This is a genomic window from Jeotgalibacillus terrae, from assembly GCF_016908195.1.
GTDB classification, from domain to species: Bacteria; Bacillota; Bacilli; order Bacillales; family Jeotgalibacillaceae; genus Jeotgalibacillus; species Jeotgalibacillus terrae.
The window spans coordinates 152,430-170,187 of sequence record NZ_JAFBDK010000008.1 but is presented as its reverse complement, the minus strand read 5'-3'; the positions used below and the strand labels follow the sequence as shown (position 1 = coordinate 170,187).

Below are 17,758 nucleotides of genomic sequence, written 5' to 3'. Positions count from 1 at the left end.
ATAGCTCTGATTGGGTTTGATGGTTTCTTACTTTCTTATACCCAGTTAACCTACGAATGTACGAATAAGGAGCTAGTTTTGTTCATGATAACTCGCCTTCGGCTGTGGGGTCTCAGCTGTCCCGCTAATCGTCCCGGAGTCACCGCCTTGCGCTCCGTTCCACTAAGATTTATTTCAATAAAAAGTAATTCAAACAACAATTATCATCGTTTTGTCTCAGGCTCATTCATTTATCAAGGCATAAAGGGAGGCGTATCTATGACAAAAGAACAGTTATCTATTCAAACACTACCAGGCTACTCACCGGATATTGGACGGCAGATCTGGTGTCTGGAGGATGTGCGGGGAACACTGATCTCCAGAATTTGTGATCTGACTCAGGATGAATTAGACGCTGACGATGATGGACTTCATTCGATTGGGACTCTGCTGTATCATATTGCGGCTGTGGAGGCAGGCTGGCTGTATGGTGAAGTTTTATGCAGAGACTGGGACAGTGAGATTGAAGCTTTGTTTCCTGATGAGAGCTGGGATAATGGCAAACTACAGCCATTTAAAGGTGAATCAGTTGAACAGCATATCCAAAGGCTGCAAAAAGTCAGAGATACCCTATGCTTTCATTTCAAGCAGATGAATGAAATTGACTGGCGGACCTCAAGAGAATTAGAGGAGTATGATGTAACACCTGAGTGGGTCATTCATCATCTGATCGAACATGAAGCGCGGCACAGCGGACAGATCTTTCAGAAGAAACGGGTCAGGAGGGAGAATCAGTGAATAAAAGAATATTAAAAGCCATTATCCTTGGCGTATTCATTCTGACGATAATCAATGTGACGGGCATTTTTCATAACAGTGCACTGACTAAAGAGCAGATTGAGGGATTCGTTCAGAAGCATGAACTGGATCCGATTGCTGTTAAGAATGGAAATGGAATGACGTTTATTTTAGTGAAGGAAGGGCTGTATAAGGTTTCACACCGCACTGCAAAATATGACAGTGACTTTACACCCTACGCCTGGACAGAAAGTGATCCTGTCATGGTGAGATCTATCAGCGGTGATATTGTTGCGGCAAGTGTCGTATTCAGTGAAGAACTAAGCGATCAGGCGAATGTTGTGACGGTTCAATATGCTGACGGGACTTCTGACAGCGCGATGACTGATGGAGACGAGGGAGCTTTTCTCCTGAACAAAAGTGAAACAAAAGCAGCTGTCTCAGATGTAATTGTGAGCGATGAGGAGGGGAACATTCTGTATCAGCAGGAAGCATAAGTGATCTTTAAGATCCTGCTCCCTGTGATAACCGGAAAAAATAATACGAGGCATCCTGCAGTGCGTTTTGATACTGCATGGTGTTTGAAGCAAGGGTGTATACCGCTATCCCCACCATCACACCTATGATCAGGATCAGCGGGCTTCTCCGCTCCTGCTTGTTTCTGATAAAAAAGACCAGACTGACAATCAACGCAATGAGTATGTATGCACCAGAGATCATAGCTGTTGAAAAGGCCCCATCCATTTCATAAACAGCGTCTCTGTAATTCAGTAAATCGTTTTCATTTAAGTTTGTTTCATTCATCTTTAATGTCTGTTCTCCATTACTGACGGTCCACTGAAATGCCCGCTCCTGTTGATCCTGAATAATGGAAAGCTGGTACCCGCCTGCTTCTGCACGGTCAATTTGACCATCTTCGTGAGTAACCTGTGAGAAGATGAAAAAAAGCGGGAATGCTATGAGAGACAAGGTTACAACTATACTTATGATAATAGCAGGTAATATCTTCATTGTTTCACACCCTCTTTTCCCCTTCACTACGGCCTTTCACAGCCATATACATCCCACCCATCGTAAGGACCAGCCCTGTCCCATGCATGATATCGTTTCCTAACGTGCCAAGCCCATCCACGGTCAGATTCATCAAAAATATACCGAACAGCGCAATCAGTAAGCCGGTTATGAATGTCATCCAATTCCTCCTGACGTTTTCCCTGTTTCTATTGTAGTGGAAGGGGATAGGAAAAGAAATACCAATTATGGAAGTATGATATGATCAGACGAATAAGGTTACTTAAAAATTCGATACAGGAGGCATACATAATATGAACATCTCAGAGCTGATTCCCGCAAAAGCAAGAGAAATGATCAGGAACGGCGAATGGAAGAAGCCTACTTCCGGCATGGCAAACGGTTATATTCAAACGAACCTTGCAGTCCTGCCAAAGGAGCTCGCTTTTGAATTCCTGCTTTTCTGTCAGCGGAATCCAAAGGCGTGTCCAATCATTGATGTGATTGAAAAGGGTGCTCAGGCTGCAGCGATTGCGGCGCCTGATAGCAATGTAAAGACAGATATTCCGAAATATCGTGTCTATCGTGATGGACAATTCACAGAAGAACGGGATGACGTGTCAGACCTCTGGACAGACGATATGGTCGGTTTTCTGATTGGCTGCAGTTTTACTTTTGAAGAGGCTATGATGAAAAATGGGATTCCAATCAGACACATAGAAGAGAACTGTAATGTACCAATGTATAAGACCTCTATTCAATGTACAAAAGCTGGCCGGTTTGAAGGGCCAACGGTTGTCAGTATGCGTCCGATGACAGAGCAACAGGCGATCAGGGCGGTTCAGGTCACAAGCCGATTTCCATCTGTTCATGGTGCACCGATTCATATCGGAGATCCGTCTAAAATCGGTATTCAGGATCTAAATCAGCCTGACTTTGGTGATGCTGTGACAGTGAAGGATGGAGAAATTCCTGTATTCTGGGCCTGCGGCGTGACACCGCAGGCAGTTGCCATGCAGGTAAAGCCCAGCTTAATGATTACCCATGCGCCGGGACATATGCTGATCACTGATTTGAAGAATGACGAGTTTTCAATCCTATAATTCCACCACTGAGGTGAACACTCTGCTGATCCGAGCATAAAATAGGTTATCACGTGTGAAAGGATTTGAATGCGTTGCATATGCATAACGGATATCAACAAATGCCCGGTCAGATGGCTATGCCGGATCACGAGTGTTATCATCACTGCCAGGGACACGATTATAACCTGAGGGATCATGGACCAGCACCGTTTGTCACAAATATTCATGCTGACACGATGCAAAACAATGCATTTCGCAGGTCACTGTGGACAGGAGAGTATCTCCAGGTAACTCTCATGAACCTGATGCCGGGAGAGTGTATCGGTCTTGAAATGCATCCAAATGTGGATCAGTTCTTGAGAGTGGAGCATGGGGAAGGCCTGGTACAAATGGGTGCGAAGAAAGACGAAATGAACTATATGTGCCATGTGTTTGAAGATTGTGCAATCGTCATTCCGGCAGGATCGTGGCACAACCTGACGAATACCGGCTGTATGCCGCTGAAGCTGTATTCAATCTATGCCCCGCCCAATCACCCGTTTGGTACCGTTCATCAGACGAAAGCAGATGCAATGGCAGCTGAGGGAGATTATTAGTTCTTTTAAGAACTTCTAAGTGAATGAAAGCCTGAAATATGCCTTGGGAAAAGGCGTATTTCAGGCTTTTTCTTATGATTAAGCAAAACCTTTGACCCCTCAAATGATTAGGTGTTATAGTGTAAAAGTCAATCGAATGAAGAGCTTTAAACGATTAATTGACCCCTCAATGATTAGCAGGAGGTGCATGCTTTGAGGAAACATTGTTCAGAAAAAGGAAAAATCATTTATCAATTAAATGATATTTATAAATTTATGAGTCCGAAGTTTGAACGGTGCACAGGCATGAGTCAGTCCAGGCTGGACTTGCTGAATGCGCTTTTTGAAGTGGATGAAATCAACCAGTCAGCTTTGCAGAAAGAAGTCAGTATTGACAACGCTGCAGTAACCAGGCATCTCAGACAGCTTGAAGAAAAGGGAATGGTTTCCCGCAGGAAAAATCCTGCAGATAACAGAGTCACCTTTGTCAGGCTGACGAAGCAGGGTAGAGATCAGATTGATTCTTTTAAAGCTGAAAAAGACCGCTTTGTTGATCACGTGCTGAAAGATTTCTCTGAAGAAGAAATCAATCATTTATCAGGTCAGCTGGCGAGGATCCAGCAGAATGTTAATGATTTTAACGATTAATTTAAATACAAGGAGTTTTTACAATGAACAAAACAATCACAAACGATTTTAAAGACATTATTACAGGCAGACGTTCAATCCGAGAATATGATCCATCGGTAAAAATCAGTAAAGAAGAAATGACAGAGATTTTGACAGAAGCAACGCTTGCACCTTCATCTGTTAATCTTCAGCCTTGGCGCTTTCTTGTCATTGACAGCGAACAAGGAAAAGAAACGCTTAAGCCGCTTGCAAAGTTCAACCAAAGACAGGTGGAAACGTCTTCTGCTGTGATCGCAGTATTTGTGGATATGAACAGCCTGGCGTATATTGAGGATATTTATGATACAGCGGTTGAAAGAGGATTAATGCCTGCTGAAGTTAGAGATCGTCAAGTTCCTGGTATTAAAGGAATGCTAAGCGCAGTTCCTGAACAGCAGATGAAAGAAATGAATCTGATTGATGCGGGGCTTGTGTCAATGCAATTGATGCTTGCTGCGCGTGCTCATGGTTATGATACGAACCCGATCGGCGGCTATGAAAAAGATCAGATTGCTGAAGCATATGGCATGGATAAAGAACGCTATCAGCCGGTTATGCTGATCTCGATTGGTCAGGCAGCAGAAAAAGGCTATCAATCTGTCCGTCTGCCAATTGAAGAAATCGCTCAGTGGAAGTAAAAAGGAGAGAGTCAGATGATTATTACACTTGCACAATTACAGATCCAGCCTTCAAAAGAACAGGCATTTCTTGATGCTGCGAAGCTATTAACAGAAGCTTCCCAGCAGGAGGAAGGCAATGTTTCTTATACGTTGAAAAAAGATATCGAGCAGGAACACACATTCACGATGGTAGAGCTTTGGACAGGAATGGATGCTGTTCAGCACCATAATGAGAGCGCACACTTCAAAGCATTTGCAGAAAAAGCGCCGGCATTTCTGGCCGCACCGCTTTCTGTTCAGATGTTTCAGGGTGAAGAATTGAAGTTATCTTAATGTGAAAGAGATCCGGTTATGTGCCGGATCTCTTTTCTTTATGAAAAATGCCAATCTGCTCAGGAGGCCAGACACGTACGTTCAGCTTCCGCGCGAAATGGAGAAGTTGAGGCGTTTGCGGCAGTTCAACCCCTGCGCTTTCAGCAACATTATTTAATGTAAATGAAGCTTTTGCGGGTTGCAGCTTCCATGGTTCATGAAAAATAGAGCCTTTTAATATCTTGTTATTTTTAACAGTATATAGCGCGTATCTTTCAGTCAGCCACCAGGTGAGCGTCCCGGGTGTCGTTTGAAACGGATCTCCATCAGGTGCATACCTTCCGTAAAAAGAGCCGGCTAATGTTCGCTTGTCAGTCCGGTTGCTTTTAAATTGAATGGTATCTCCATGCTTCTGTACACTCATATCCGCATGCAGATATGGCAGAGCATAAGATAAGTTTGCAAGCTGTACAGCCAGCGGGCTATTGGCATCAAGGCTGAAAAAGTAGATGCCCGGTTCACCGTTAAATGTGACATAGGTTCTGACATTCAACTCGCTGAACCGCTTCCGGTATTTCACTGCAGATAAACCTCTGAAGTAGATATCACTCATTTCAAACGGGACAACGCTGACCCATGCCTGCCCTTCATACGTATCTAATCTCAGGCAGTCAGGGAGCAGGAGACGCAGATGTTTCTCATTGACCGGATAATGGGCAAACAGCAGGTCATTCCAGGTCTGTCCCATGATCCATTTACGGTTTGTCGGGTTAGTCACATCAATCACCACCTGAAAAAAGCATAATCAAGCGGCTTTTGATTTTCTAATATCGAGGTGCTGTGAATGTATTTATGCTTTTTCAGGTACACCATTAGCAAAGTAAATGAGAATGTCTATTTCATCTTCAATCAGCGGTCTGTTGTAAAAGGTGGACAGCCCTGTCTTCATCTGATCAAGATCACCTCTATGTTCAGTCACCAGCGCTGCAGCCTTTCTTAAAAGTGCTGCTTCCTGCTGATATTCCGCTTTCGAAATCGGTTTGTAGTGAGAGATCACATATGTATCTGCGTCGAATTGATCTAACTGGTCAAGCAGCTTCAACGTCTCTTCTGCTGTAAAATGCCAGACTGGTGCATACATGAGCGGGGCGGTTACATCGCCAAGAAAGAGTAGTTTTTCCTCCTTTACATATACCACTGTGCTGTCTTTCGCATGATCGCTGCCGACCTGCTTTAACACACATGTCACCCCGCCCAGATCAACTGTCAGCTCATCTTTAAATGTAATAGAAGGCAGTACGACTTTGATATCACGATGCTCTTTGAATTCTTCACGGATCGCATCAGCACAAAATTGAATCTCCACGCCGGAGGCAACGCGCTCATCAAGTGCCGCATCGTCCCATGAAAAATTAATCAGCTCTTTCATCGCTTTTTTCGTGTCCTCAGATGCAATAGAGGGAATTGAAAGTGCAGCAAGTCCGAAACTGTGATCCCAGTGCCAGTGTGTAACTGCTGTCAGATCAGGCAGAGGTTTCCCCTCGTCTTTCAGCTTTTCCAAAAACAATTCAGCATGGGCTTTTGAATTACCGCCATCAATCATTAATGTATGTCTGTCTCCGGATACTGACATTAATATCGGTCTGTCTGTCGGTCCGACGGGGGTAAGGTAGGAAATGCGGTCTGATAAAGTCATTAGTTGTTGAGTCATATGCGTGCTCCTTTTCTATTCATTGAGTAAAGAATAACTTGTTTTTCGAAACAGTAAAAGAAGATTCTTTTCAGTCTTACAGATATAATGGGAAGACAAGGAAATAATGGAAGGATGTCAAAATGAAAAAGAAATGGATTGTGATACCGGCAGTTTTTTTAGTTTTACTGGTAGTTTTGTACGGTGCAGTGGGAAATTACTTTTACAACTACGCACTAAGCGCCAAAGATGAAAAAGAGTTTCTGGAAGGGAACCCGAACCTGGCTGAGAGTGAGGCAGTCATGGCTGAGGTGGCGGAAGCGCTCGATGCAGCTGATGAAGCGTTTGAACAGGAGCACCAGCCGGAAGATCTTTCAATTACGTCAGATGATGGCCTTAAGTTATCAGCTGATGTCTATGAAAACGATAAAGCAGGTGACAAATGGGCGATTGTGGCCCACGGCTATATGATGGATGCTTCAGGTATGACGAGATATATTCGCAACTTTCATGAACAGGGCTATAACGTGCTTGCTCCTGACCTGCGCGGGCATGGCGACAGCGAAGGAGATTATATCGGGATGGGCTGGCATGACCGGCTTGATATGCTGAAGTGGATTGATGAAGTAGTGAAACTTAACCCTGATGCTGAGATTGCTTTATTCGGAATTTCTATGGGTGGTGCGACAGTCATGATGACCTCAGGTGAAGACCTCCCTGAGAATGTAAAAGTGATTGTGGAGGACTGCGGTTATTCTTCAGTGAGCGATGTGTTTACTTATCAGCTGGACGACTTGTTCGGCCTGCCTGAATTTCCGGTACTGAATGCTGCCAATACGGTTACAAATATTCGTGCTGACTATGATTTATATGAGGCATCCGCTGTTGATCAGGTGGCGAAGAGTGAAACGCCTACCCTGTTTATTCACGGAGACGCGGACACATTTGTACCGTTTGAGATGCTTGATGATGTGTATGAAGCGGCTGACGTTGAAAAAGATCAGCTGATTATCGAAGGGGCGGGGCACGGTGAGGCTGAAAAGGTTGATCCGGAAACTTATTGGAATAAGGTATGGGGGTTTGTAGGCAGCTATATGTAAGAAAAGATCAATGAAGTGATCGATTTTTACATTTTCATCGTTAGCTTCTCAAAAGGAGTGTGCTGACATGAGAAAAAGATGGTTGATTGCTCTTTTACTGACCCTTCCATTGGCCGGCTGTTCGGGTGAAGGTGCTGCAGGAGATACTGGAGAAGCTGTTGAAGCTGAATCAAATGAGGAAACCGTTGTTCAGGAAAACCATGATTCCGATGAGGAACATCAAAATGAAACAATGGCTGATGAAGAAAGCGATTCTGCTGATGGGTTGGAAGAAGCTGATGCTGTCGAGGCAGAAGTTGTAGCTGGTGCAACTGCTTCAGAACTATTTCCACCGGGTGAGCAGGTTGCCTATCAGTTTGATCAGGAGGGAACGTATGTCATCAACTGTGATCCTCATACACGCATGGAAATGATTGTGACTGTAAAAGAAGGCAGTGAAGTAAGCGGAACTGTTGAATCTGAGATTGTGGACTTTCAATTCGGCGAAGATATCACCGTTTCCCCTGGTACAATCGTGATTTGGAAAAATGAATCAGAAGTTCGTCATAATGTGGTGATTTCACCCTCATAAAACTATTAAAAGTCACTGTAAAAAGTGGCTTTTTTATTTTAACAGCAGGAGTAATAACGAGAAAAAGAGAATGAAGAGCTTATAGGTCTAAATAGAGAGGGGAGAGACTCATGAGTCCTAAAAGACTGATTGTGATGTGGATCATTCCGAATATATTATCTTATATCGCTTTTACAGCGGCACTTATATTTGTTTTGTGGAATTCAGAAAAGATCCGGGAAGCTGGACAGATGGGTGTATGGGTACTCACGCTTTTTGCATTGCTGATTGTAGCGGTATTGGGAAGTAAACGTATTAAATACTGGTTAAAGCAGGAGTAAAGGGAAGCCGTCATAATGGCTTCCCTTTACTGTTGATTGCGACCTTTTATGATCACATACAACCCTGCAATAATGATGGCAAACCCGGCAGTCCGCAGAAGAGTGTTGCCGGAAAGCTTATAAAACATATCGTTGAAAAAGCCAGAGAGGATCAACAGAAATTCATGCCGCTTTGTACGTTCGCAAAAGTAGAATTTGACAAGCATAAAGAATATCAGGATGTACTTCACAATTAAGTGAAACAGTTAACTGAGCACATTCCTCTGATTTAAAAGACACGATTCGGGTATACACCACATATACTGACTTTTTGAGGAGTGGTTTGGTGAGTGTATTCAAGTTAAATGATCAGGCACCTGATTTCAAGCTGACTGGTCTTGATCGAAAAGAGTACCATTTAACTGACATGCTTGAAAAGAATGATGAAAAATGGTTTCTGCTAATATACTTCCGCGGCTCATGGTGCCCTGCCTGTATGGAGGAATTAGATGAGCTTGAAGATACAATGGGATATTTTGATAAGCACAACATTCAATTACTTACTATTACACATGATGAAAAAAGCAGTCTTGAAAAGATGATGAAAGATCATCAGTTCAGTTTCCCGGTACTGCTTGATGAAGAGTTCAGCTTTTTGAAGGCATATGACGTGTACTATCACGGGGAAGATGCACCGTATGAAGATCACGGCGAGCATGCTGAACCTGCCTACTTCCTGCTGAATGAGCACGGAAAAGTATTATATCAGCAGCGGCAGACAAACCCGTTTGGACGCCCGCATGCAAAAGAGCTGAGAAAAACGATCTCATATATCAGAAAGAATCTGAAATAGCAGATTGATTGTCCAGCTTACTTATTAAACAGCTTTAACAGAACTTATTAAATCGTAATATATTCTAGGAGGATGTTATTGATGAAAGTATTAGTTATTGGAGCAAACGGACAGGTTGGTAAACACTTAACAAAGATGATTCAGGAAACAGATCATTTTGAAGCACGGGCGATGATCCGTAAAGAAGAGCAGAAATCTTATTTTGAGGATCTCGGTGCTGAAACTGTATTAGTAGACCTTGAAGGTGAAGTAGATGATATGGTAAAAGCTGCTAAAGGAGTAGATGCGATTGTATTTACTGCCGGATCAGGCCCGAATACAGGTGATGACAAAACAGCTACCATTGATCTCGATGCTGCAGTTAAGACGATTCAAGCAGCTGAAAAAGCCGGCGTGAAGCGTTATGTTATGGTCAGCTCATATGATACAACACGTGAAGAAATTCAAAATGCACCTGATTCATTTAAACCATACGTGATTGCAAAGCATTATGCAGATGAATGGCTCCGCGGCACCGAACTGGACTTTACTATTGTTCATCCGGGCGGTCTGACAAATGATGATGGAACAGGCAAAGTAAAGGCGGCACAGTCAGTTGACCGCGGTGAGATTCCACGTGAGGATGTCGCGCGTGTTCTGCTTGCAGTTCTTGAAAATGACTCAACGATCAGGAAAGAATTTCAGGTAATCGGCGGAGATACAGACGTATCAGAAGCTGTGAAAGGACTATAATCAATCGAAGCAAAGTAAGAGGTGTCCAGCTGATAGCTGGGCACCTTTTTCAGTTTCCGGTACTAGTGGGTAAATGATTCGAAAGGGTAATTTTCACATATTGGATAATTCTTCATTTATATGACCAATCCTTTGTTGCCCCTGATGCTTTAGCAGAGTATAGTGAATAACAGGGAAAATTCTGTGAATGATTGGCGGTGAAGATGATGAGCGAAACTCAGGCTATGCTTTTAGTGATTGCAGTCGTGCTGTTTGCGGGTGCGCTAAACCTGTGGCTATATATTCGATTGAATAGAAAATATGTTAAACTCATCGATCACCATAGGCAGTTCATTCATCTAATCGAGACACCAAATGATTTTATGTATTATGCTGAAGTCTATCCAGACGTGAAGTTTAAATATTTGAGCCCGTCAGCTGAGAATTTTTTTGGTAAAGGCAGTAATGAAGATGCTTATGTGAATCCGGAAGTGGTTTTCAGGGATGTCCACCCGGATGATAAAGATCTGCTTTTAAAGAAAATTGCTGGCGAGGTAGATTTTAATCAGCCCCTTATTCAGCGATGGAAAGATAAGAGTGGAGAATACCGCTGGTTTGAAGAGTATGCTACTCCGGTCTATGAACATGGCAGGCTGGTTGCGATTCAGGGAATGCTCCGGAATATAGATGAACGTGTGATTATGCAGGAAAAACTTGAATATCAGCTGCATCATGATAGTCTGACTGATTTGTATAACCGTACATACTTTAAAGAAATCTTTGAACTGCTTGATGAGGAGAAATCAGTATCTGCAGGCCTGCTGCTGTGTGATCTGGATCAGCTCAAATATACGAATGATACATTCGGTCATGCTGCAGGAGATGAACTGATCAAAAAGGCGGCTGACCAGTTGGCAAGCTGTGTAGAGGAACCTGCGATCGCTGCAAGAATCGGCGGTGATGAATTCGTCGTGCTGCTTCAGGATATTCATGAGGCTGACCTGACAGCACAGTTGGCACGCGTTAGAGCAGGCTGTAAAGAAGCCGGGATTTTTCTATCAATTGGAGCGGCATATACCGCCTCCTCTAATGGACAGATGAAGGATTTATTTTCTTTAGCAGATAAGAATATGTATAAAGATAAAGAGTTGAATAAACAGTATACCTGAAAAAACATGTGACAGCAGAACTGGTCACATGTTTTTTAAATTATTTTGCCTGAAGTTTTTTAATCTCATCAGAATGATACGGAGACCCAGGCACCTCTTCAACGATACTTAGAATATTTCCATCCGGATCCGTGCATTCGAAAAACTTCATTCCTCCAAAGTCACTGAGCGGACTGACCTTTATCCCTTCATTTGTGAAATCAGCATGGACAGCTGCTATATCATCAGCTACAAAGTTAAAAGATGAATTTTTTTGTCCATGATGATCTCTGAAATGAGGATCTTGTGGAGAATCTGTTTTTATCAGCCCAAGCTGAACAGCACTATCAGGGAAGTAAAAGCCCGCGCCGCCTTCAAAATGTTCAATCAGTCTGACATGAAAATGTTTTTGATACCATTTGGCGGCATACTCAAGATCAGTTACGGGAATAAACACACTGCCTACTTTAAACATATTGACACTCCTTTTGATTTACATTAAATCCCATTAAAGTGTAGCATATTGATAACTGCCTGTGTAAAAAATTTCCGATATAATTTATTGTGTAGAAAGGGGAAGGTCATATTGAAAATCGGTATTATCGGCGGCGGTATGTCAGGCTTAATAGCAGCAAGAGATTTACAGTCAGCAGGACATACAGTCGAAATCATTGAAAAAAGCAGAAGTGTCGGCGGGAGGCTGGCGACAAGAAGAATGAATGACGGTCAGGCTGATCACGGCGCAGTATATTTTACCGTGCGCTCAGATGAACTGAAGCAGGAGGTAAAAGAGTGGCAGGCTGCAGGCGTTGTAAAGGAATGGTTTGCGGACCCTTACCCGCGATACGTGGGCTCAAACGGAATGAACAAAATCGGTAAATATCTTGCAGAAGGATTAGATGTCCGTCTGAATGAAAAGATTGAAACCATCGCAGCTAAAGAGGGTGGTATCATGCTTACAGGTTCTGAACAGTTGCATTATGATGCTGTCATTATAACAGCTCCTATACCTCAGGCGGCAGCATTGCTTGAGGGTTCACCACTTAATCTGACACAGGAAGATCAAAAGCTTAAAGAATACATATTTGAACCTGCATTTGTAGGGTTAATAGAGTTAAATGAAAACATCCAGGTTGGAGAATATGGGTTGCTGGATCAGGATTTACCGGAAGGCATCCTGAAAATCGTGAATAATGGTGAAAAAGGGATTTCTAACAACCCGATTTTAAGCATATACATGACTGGTGAGTGGAGTGAAAAGTGGTTTGATCGCGAAGAGGCGGCGATGGAAGAAGTTGTTCGTCTGTCAGTTGAGCAGCTTGGCGATCTGTCAATTGCTTCAAAGCAGTTGAAGCGCTGGCGCTATGCACAGGCCAAACAGGTGTTTAATGCTCCATACTATCAGCTGGAGCAGCATCCAGTCTGGCTGTGCGGAGATGCTTTTCTCGATCCGGATGATCCATCTGGACACACCCGGGTTGAAAGTGCTTATATTTCAGGTAAAAAAGTAGCGGAACAGATTATCCGTTTTGCTCAGAGTTGACCATGTTTGGCTTTACTATAAGCTGTTCACAATCAGGACTTAACATATTTTCTGAAAGTATGTAAGGGTGTGACTGAATCAGGATTGAATGCAGACTTGCAGGCATATCTGTTTTTTTATAAGCACATATAAGAGGAAAGCCAATTTGATTAACGGTTTCATCAATTGTTTTTTCCAGACTATGTATGAGTTCGTAAGGCATATCGGAAGAATTCCATTCAACATGCGCCCAGGAACGAAACGGTTTTTTATTATTCAAATAGGGCTCGATTTCTTTTTCAAAATAAGCAGTAATAGATGAAGGATTATAATCACCGCTTGAAAAATAAAAATCAAAGCTGTTAATGAAGTGAACATATTCCAATTGTTCAACTGATACCAGTTTTTTTAACCTGATCATAAGCTGGCGGAAATTCCGTTCGTTCTCGATCAAAACGATCATTTCTTTAGCACTGATGCTGTCTAAAATGTATGTTAAAACTGTCTGAAGATAGATTTCTCTTTCGCCGTATGAGTAAAGCACATGTACGTTTCTTTGTGCTTCTATTAGGTCTGGAAGAGAATGTTTCATATGATCATCCTTCCTGAAGTCGTCTTATCTTTTAGTATACTAAAGTTAAGTGACTAAAACAAAAAAATCCGCAATGCGAAATACCCGGTGTAAATGGTACTGACTATTTAAAGAGATACCGGATTCAAACCATTCATGAAGTAAAATCTGATATAATATTCACCAATTAACATATTTTATTCCATTTAAAAGAGGTGAGAGATATCGGGTTTTTTGTGATTTTTATTATTTGTGGTGCTGTTATGTGGGCCGCTCTGGCATTTCTCGGTCCGGCAGGGTTTATTCTGATTGGTGCAGCGTTAGCCGCGATGATCGTTCACGGGTATTTATTGATTTCTACGATGCATAGTGAATTTGAGCGCAAATCTGTTTCGCCGGAACAGCGTTTTAAAGAAGCTACTGAAAAATATAAGGTAAAGTAATAGACTGCGGCTGCCAGTCTATTTTTACTTTAGGCGAAAGGGGAAGACAGACATGAAAGTAACAGTTCGCGCATATAACAGTAATTGGCCTCACCTTTTCAAAGAAGAAGCTGAAAAATTAAAAGTGATATTTGGAGATCAGCTGATTGATATCTATCATATTGGCAGTACTTCTGTGCCCGGACTGCACGCCAAGCCGATTATCGATATGCTTCCTGTCCTGAAAGATATTAAAATTGCAGATCAGCTGGCAAGTGAAATGGAAGACCTTGGCTATGAAGCGCTTGGAGAATACGGCCTTCCGGGAAGACGGTATTTCAGAAAAGGAGCGGATAACCGTACGCACCATGTTCATATGTATGACCCTTCAAGTAATGATGAGATAGAGCGGCACGTTGCAGTACGTGATTATCTGAGACAGCATCCTGAAGCCGCAGCGGAATATGGTGCTTTAAAAGTTAAACTCGCTGAAGCCTACCCAAACCACATAGAAAGCTATATTGATGGAAAAAATGACTTTGTTCAGCAGCTTGAATCCAGAGCAGTACAATGGAAACAGCTGCAAGAAAAATAACCATTTTGTAACAAATATTACAAATGGATTAAATGTATGAAAAATCAGTTTAATGAATTTTCTGTAAGGTGTAAAATAGGTCTAAATATGTAAGGAAAGGAAAATGATATGGGCGTAAATCAGAGCTTTCATCCTCCTGTATTCAGTCTGTCTGTATTAGCTGAGAAGCTGTTGGAAGAGTTTCTGACCGAAAAAGAATACCGTTTCTATGCCTACAGCGAAAAAATCGAGACATGGTTTTCTTATACGGTTTACCTGTTAAAAGCAACTGCTTACCGCCGTTACAGCCTGAGTGTCAAAGAAGAACGCTATTTGTCTGCGTTAACCTCTCAAGTCATTGTACTGGGCTGCTCCACTTCATATCTGACCTGCTTAATCTCACAACTTGGCAATGAAGCTGAACACTACTTAAAAAAGCATGCCCACCAGATTCATTATTCTCCCAAAGAAGTCCTTTCTATCATTGAGATTGTCCGTCAATTTATTACACGTTGTCATACCATTATTGAATGTAAAGAAAATATCGTGCTGATGCCGCCTGCTGCTTACCGCCAAACAGTAAGCACGGTTGCTGATTAAGCGTGATCTTCAAACCCCTCCTGTGTAAAGGATGGGTTTTTATTTTTCAGGAAAACGAGTGTGAATCATGATGGTTGGAATTCTGCTATACTGATAACAACTTATTTTCGGAGGGAAGACTTAGATCATGAAGAAATGGTTGTTAGGACTTAGTGCGCTGGTGTTCGTCAGCGGGTGTACCAGCATGCCAGAAGAAGGCAGCGAGGGGCTGACTGTATCCGCTGCTGCAAGCCTTCAAGATGCACTGGCAGAAATAGAAGAGCAGTTTGAAGCAGAGACAGATATAGATGTGACCTTCAATTATGGCGGGTCAGGCAGCCTGAGACAGCAAATCTCACAGGGGGCGCCCGTTGATCTTTTTATATCTGCTGCTGAAAATCATTTTGATGACCTTGTGTCTGACGGCGTGATTAACGAGTCGGACAGTGTCCGTCTAATAGGAAATGAACTCGTCCTGATCGTGCCTCGCGATGATTTTGATATTGCTACATTTGAAGATTTGACAGAGGCTGAAAGTCTGTCGATCGGAACGCCGGAAACTGTTCCTGCAGGTCAGTATAGTCAGGAAGTTTTTGAGGAGCTCGGAATCTGGGAAGAGCTGGAGGAGCAGATAGTCTTTGCAAAAGACGTTCGCCAGGTGCTGACTTATGTAGAGTCCGGTAATGTAGATGCAGGTGTGGTCTATCATTCAGATGCGCTTGCAGGAGATCAGCTGAAAATTGCTGCAACAGCAGATGAAGAGTGGCATAGCCCGATTATCTATCCGGCAGGCATATTATCAGATGCTGAGCACCCTGAAGATGCAGCAGCCTTCTTAGATTACCTTCAAAGTGATGAAGCGATGGCGATCTTTGAAGAGCTTGGCTTTAAAAGGCTGAATTAGCAGATGCCTTCAGATTTCTGGTCGCCGCTCAGACTGTCACTTGAAATTGCCACTGCTGCGAGTTTAGTCGTCATGATCCTTGGTCTCGTTGCAGGAAGGATCATGACGAACCGGCATTTCAGGGGTAAAGCCATCATTGAAACAATCTTTCTATTGCCGCTGGTTCTCCCTCCAACAGTGGTCGGCTTTTTATTAATTGTGATTTTTGGCAGAAACAGCCCCGCAGGTCATTTCATAGAATGGCTGTTTCAGCAGCCGGTTATTTTTACATGGTGGGCTGCGATGATTGCAGCTGTTGTAGTGGCATTTCCACTTATGTATCAATCAGCGAAAACCGGTTTTGAATCAATTGATGAAGAAATCGAGTATGCAGCACGCGTGGATGGTGCCGGGGAATGGAAGCTGTTCCTGATGGTGTCGATCCCGCTTGCCTGGAAAGCAATTATAGCAGGCTTTATTTTAAGCTTTGCAAGAGCACTCGGGGAATTTGGTGCAACACTGATGTTCGCCGGGAATATTCCGGGACGCACACAGACTGCCTCAACAGCTATATACCTTGCGATAGAATCCGGCAATATGCAGATGGCCTGGCTCTGGGTTGCGAGTATGGTCGGCATTTCATTTGTGATGCTGGTGCTTGTGCAGGGATTAAGGAAATGAAACAGCATTCGTCAGAGGTGACGAATGCTGTTTTTTAAGCTTCAGGCGGAGAATGGTTTTCCTGCAAATAGTCAAAGTAAGACTGAAGATCTCCGCGCAGCTTCAGTATATTCTCATGGTGCCATGTACGTTCTTCAGGTGTTGCTGCTTCTGAGAAATAATAAGCTTCAATGACAATATCCCTGTATGCCAAGCGATACTTTGTCATTTCCGGATCATTCAGGTCAATATAAATCCATGTTGATCCACTATGTAATTCAAGCGCCTTATACCTTGCATCATACTCCTGTTGCTGCGCTGCTGACCATTCTTCGTCAATTAATGATTCCTGATAATCCAGGAATTGATCGAGATGTTTAAGATGATTCTGCGTCATATGATGGGCCTGATAATAGATTTCCTGTTTTTGTGTGGAATACTGAAACCCTAAAAGGATGGCGGCTGCCAGCGAAATGATCAGGAGTGGGATGGTCAGTTTTTTAAGTATGTTCTTGTTCATATAAGCTCCTTCAGCGTTGTTTCGGACAGAATTACTGCACTACGGTTGGAATGACCCTCTGAAGTAATCAGTCTGTTACTGACAATGGTAACATAGTCATAGAAAATAATGGCTGCTCATTATGGTAAAGTTAACATGAACGACTAATTAGGAGGGTTACATTTATGAGACACTCTACAAAAGCGCTGATCATAAAAGATCATTCAGTTTTATTAACGAAAAACGAAGACCAGCAGGGTGCATTTTACATTTTCCCTGGCGGCGGACAGGAAGACGGGGAGACGATGCATGAAGCATGTATAAGAGAATGCATGGAAGAAACGGGTTTGACTGTGAAACCTGGAGAATTGTTATACGTAAGAGAATACATAGGAAAAAACCATGAATATGCTGCATTCGACTCGCATGTGCACCAGATTGAATCCTATTTTCAGTGCAGTGTGAGTGGGGAAGCGAAAGAGCCGGTTTTACTGGATGCAAACCAGACAGGTGTTGAATGGCTCCCGATAAAAGAACTTCATCAATACAGAATTTACCCTAAGGCGCTGATTCGTGTTATTCAGGAAACTGACAAGACAGCTGTGTATCTTGGAGATGTGAATTAAG

General features: G+C 42.9%; 27 protein-coding genes and 2 pseudogenes. 22 read left to right on the top strand and 7 right to left on the bottom strand.

Annotated features, from left to right (window positions below):
• The first annotated feature begins 258 nt into the window (after positions 1 to 258).
• Entirely contained in the window at positions 259 to 777 is a 519-nt protein-coding gene (locus JOD21_RS10375) for a DinB family protein (protein ID WP_204729555.1), read from the top strand.
• Positions 774 to 1,274: a hypothetical protein gene (locus tag JOD21_RS10370; RefSeq protein ID WP_204729554.1), complete on the top strand. Its 501-nt coding sequence runs from the start codon at positions 774 to 776 to the stop codon at positions 1,272 to 1,274. Before JOD21_RS10375 ends, JOD21_RS10370 begins: the two co-directional genes overlap by 4 nt.
• 7 nt (positions 1,275 to 1,281) lie before the next feature.
• Here the strand turns inward: JOD21_RS10370 and JOD21_RS10365 are convergent, their stop codons facing one another.
• Together JOD21_RS10365 and JOD21_RS10360 are read right to left on the bottom strand one after the other, a co-directional pair.
• Positions 1,282 to 1,788: a hypothetical protein gene (locus tag JOD21_RS10365; RefSeq protein WP_204729553.1), complete on the bottom strand. Its 507-nt coding sequence runs from the start codon at positions 1,786 to 1,788 to the stop codon at positions 1,282 to 1,284.
• A gap of 4 nt (positions 1,789 to 1,792) precedes the next feature.
• Positions 1,793 to 1,969 carry a hypothetical protein gene (locus tag JOD21_RS10360; RefSeq protein ID WP_204729552.1) on the bottom strand — a complete coding sequence of 59 codons (177 nt, stop codon included), beginning with the start codon at positions 1,967 to 1,969 and terminating at the stop codon, positions 1,793 to 1,795.
• A gap of 133 nt (positions 1,970 to 2,102) precedes the next feature.
• Here JOD21_RS10360 and JOD21_RS10355 point away from each other — a divergent pair, with 133 nt between their 5' ends.
• The 5 genes from JOD21_RS10355 (at position 2,103) to JOD21_RS10335 (ending at position 5,070) form a co-directional block, all read left to right on the top strand.
• A complete protein-coding gene (locus JOD21_RS10355; protein ID WP_204729551.1) occupies positions 2,103 to 2,891 on the top strand; it encodes a putative hydro-lyase in 789 nt (262 codons plus the stop codon).
• 80 nt (positions 2,892 to 2,971) lie between these two features.
• Positions 2,972 to 3,469: a cupin domain-containing protein gene (locus JOD21_RS10350; RefSeq protein ID WP_204729562.1), complete on the top strand. Its 498-nt coding sequence runs from the start codon at positions 2,972 to 2,974 to the stop codon at positions 3,467 to 3,469.
• A 192-nt stretch (positions 3,470 to 3,661) separates the two neighbouring features.
• Positions 3,662 to 4,096, top strand: a complete 435-nt coding sequence (locus JOD21_RS10345) for a MarR family winged helix-turn-helix transcriptional regulator (RefSeq protein WP_204729550.1) — start codon at positions 3,662 to 3,664, stop codon at positions 4,094 to 4,096.
• Positions 4,097 to 4,119: 23 nt separating this feature from the next.
• Positions 4,120 to 4,755 carry a nitroreductase family protein gene (locus JOD21_RS10340; protein ID WP_204729549.1) on the top strand — a complete coding sequence of 212 codons (636 nt, stop codon included), beginning with the start codon at positions 4,120 to 4,122 and terminating at the stop codon, positions 4,753 to 4,755.
• A 15-nt stretch (positions 4,756 to 4,770) separates the two neighbouring features.
• Positions 4,771 to 5,070, top strand: a complete 300-nt coding sequence (locus JOD21_RS10335) for a putative quinol monooxygenase (RefSeq protein ID WP_204729548.1) — start codon at positions 4,771 to 4,773, stop codon at positions 5,068 to 5,070.
• Between the two features lie 16 nt (positions 5,071 to 5,086).
• On the opposite strand, the gene JOD21_RS10330 is transcribed toward JOD21_RS10335, so the two are convergent.
• Positions 5,087 to 5,827 (bottom strand): YqjF family protein, encoded by a 741-nt coding sequence (locus JOD21_RS10330; protein ID WP_338032896.1) that lies wholly within the window; start codon positions 5,825 to 5,827, stop codon positions 5,087 to 5,089.
• Positions 5,828 to 5,899: 72 nt separating this feature from the next.
• Positions 5,900 to 6,760 (bottom strand): MBL fold metallo-hydrolase, encoded by an 861-nt coding sequence (locus tag JOD21_RS10325; protein ID WP_239581537.1) that lies wholly within the window; start codon positions 6,758 to 6,760, stop codon positions 5,900 to 5,902.
• Between the two features lie 122 nt (positions 6,761 to 6,882).
• Here JOD21_RS10325 and JOD21_RS19635 point away from each other — a divergent pair.
• The 8 genes and pseudogenes from JOD21_RS19635 to JOD21_RS10290 form a co-directional block, all read left to right on the top strand.
• Positions 6,883 to 7,030: pseudogene (locus tag JOD21_RS19635) on the top strand (alpha/beta hydrolase); the annotation flags it as partial.
• A 77-nt stretch (positions 7,031 to 7,107) separates the two neighbouring features.
• Positions 7,108 to 7,839: pseudogene (locus tag JOD21_RS10320) on the top strand (alpha/beta hydrolase); the annotation flags it as partial.
• Between the two features lie 67 nt (positions 7,840 to 7,906).
• The gene (locus tag JOD21_RS10315) at positions 7,907 to 8,410 is read left to right on the top strand and encodes a cupredoxin domain-containing protein (protein WP_204729546.1); all 504 of its coding nucleotides are present in this window, start codon (positions 7,907 to 7,909) and stop codon (positions 8,408 to 8,410) included.
• Between the two features lie 110 nt (positions 8,411 to 8,520).
• Positions 8,521 to 8,730 carry a hypothetical protein gene (locus JOD21_RS10310; protein ID WP_204729545.1) on the top strand — a complete coding sequence of 70 codons (210 nt, stop codon included), beginning with the start codon at positions 8,521 to 8,523 and terminating at the stop codon, positions 8,728 to 8,730.
• A 32-nt stretch (positions 8,731 to 8,762) separates the two neighbouring features.
• Positions 8,763 to 8,966 carry a GNAT family N-acetyltransferase gene (locus JOD21_RS19630; RefSeq protein WP_204729544.1) on the top strand — a complete coding sequence of 68 codons (204 nt, stop codon included), beginning with the start codon at positions 8,763 to 8,765 and terminating at the stop codon, positions 8,964 to 8,966.
• Between the two features lie 89 nt (positions 8,967 to 9,055).
• Positions 9,056 to 9,562, top strand: a complete 507-nt coding sequence (locus JOD21_RS10300; protein WP_204729543.1) for a redoxin domain-containing protein — start codon at positions 9,056 to 9,058, stop codon at positions 9,560 to 9,562.
• An 81-nt stretch (positions 9,563 to 9,643) separates the two neighbouring features.
• Positions 9,644 to 10,294 carry an SDR family oxidoreductase gene (locus JOD21_RS10295; RefSeq protein WP_204729542.1) on the top strand — a complete coding sequence of 217 codons (651 nt, stop codon included), beginning with the start codon at positions 9,644 to 9,646 and terminating at the stop codon, positions 10,292 to 10,294.
• Positions 10,295 to 10,500: 206 nt separating this feature from the next.
• Entirely contained in the window at positions 10,501 to 11,442 is a 942-nt protein-coding gene (locus JOD21_RS10290) for a sensor domain-containing diguanylate cyclase (RefSeq protein ID WP_204729541.1), read from the top strand.
• Between the two features lie 40 nt (positions 11,443 to 11,482).
• Here JOD21_RS10290 and JOD21_RS10285 read toward each other — a convergent pair whose 3' ends face one another.
• On the bottom strand, positions 11,483 to 11,896 hold the full coding sequence (locus tag JOD21_RS10285) for a VOC family protein (protein WP_204729540.1): 414 nt from the start codon (positions 11,894 to 11,896) through the stop codon (positions 11,483 to 11,485).
• A 111-nt stretch (positions 11,897 to 12,007) separates the two neighbouring features.
• Here JOD21_RS10285 and JOD21_RS10280 point away from each other — a divergent pair, with 111 nt between their 5' ends.
• Positions 12,008 to 12,964: an NAD(P)/FAD-dependent oxidoreductase gene (locus tag JOD21_RS10280; RefSeq protein ID WP_239581535.1), complete on the top strand. Its 957-nt coding sequence runs from the start codon at positions 12,008 to 12,010 to the stop codon at positions 12,962 to 12,964.
• Here JOD21_RS10280 and JOD21_RS10275 read toward each other — a convergent pair.
• Entirely contained in the window at positions 12,942 to 13,535 is a 594-nt protein-coding gene (locus JOD21_RS10275) for an MEDS domain-containing protein (protein ID WP_204729539.1), read from the bottom strand. The genes JOD21_RS10280 and JOD21_RS10275 overlap by 23 nt on opposite strands.
• Positions 13,536 to 13,777: 242 nt before the next feature.
• On the opposite strand from JOD21_RS10275, the gene JOD21_RS10270 reads away from it, so the two are divergent.
• The 5 genes from JOD21_RS10270 (at position 13,778) to modB (ending at position 16,653) form a co-directional block, all read left to right on the top strand.
• The gene (locus tag JOD21_RS10270) at positions 13,778 to 13,957 is read left to right on the top strand and encodes a hypothetical protein (RefSeq protein WP_204729538.1); all 180 of its coding nucleotides are present in this window, start codon (positions 13,778 to 13,780) and stop codon (positions 13,955 to 13,957) included.
• A 52-nt stretch (positions 13,958 to 14,009) separates the two neighbouring features.
• Complete coding sequence (locus JOD21_RS10265; protein ID WP_204729537.1) at positions 14,010 to 14,531, top strand: GrpB family protein; 522 nt, start codon at positions 14,010 to 14,012, stop codon at positions 14,529 to 14,531.
• 108 nt (positions 14,532 to 14,639) lie between these two features.
• A complete protein-coding gene (locus JOD21_RS10260; protein ID WP_204729536.1) occupies positions 14,640 to 15,110 on the top strand; it encodes a hypothetical protein in 471 nt (156 codons plus the stop codon).
• A 127-nt stretch (positions 15,111 to 15,237) separates the two neighbouring features.
• Entirely contained in the window at positions 15,238 to 15,993 is a 756-nt protein-coding gene (gene modA, locus JOD21_RS10255; RefSeq protein ID WP_204729535.1) for a molybdate ABC transporter substrate-binding protein, read from the top strand.
• A 3-nt stretch (positions 15,994 to 15,996) separates the two neighbouring features.
• The gene (gene modB, locus JOD21_RS10250; protein WP_204729534.1) at positions 15,997 to 16,653 is read left to right on the top strand and encodes a molybdate ABC transporter permease subunit; all 657 of its coding nucleotides are present in this window, start codon (positions 15,997 to 15,999) and stop codon (positions 16,651 to 16,653) included.
• 34 nt (positions 16,654 to 16,687) lie between these two features.
• Here the strand turns inward: modB and JOD21_RS10245 are convergent, their stop codons facing one another.
• Positions 16,688 to 17,152, bottom strand: coding sequence for a hypothetical protein (locus JOD21_RS10245; protein ID WP_204729533.1), 465 nt, complete (start codon positions 17,150 to 17,152; stop codon positions 16,688 to 16,690).
• Positions 17,153 to 17,316: 164 nt separating this feature from the next.
• Between JOD21_RS10245 and JOD21_RS10240 the strand changes: the two genes are divergently transcribed.
• The gene (locus tag JOD21_RS10240) at positions 17,317 to 17,757 is read left to right on the top strand and encodes an NUDIX domain-containing protein (RefSeq protein ID WP_204729532.1); all 441 of its coding nucleotides are present in this window, start codon (positions 17,317 to 17,319) and stop codon (positions 17,755 to 17,757) included.
• The last annotated feature ends 1 nt before the right edge of the window (position 17,758 follow it).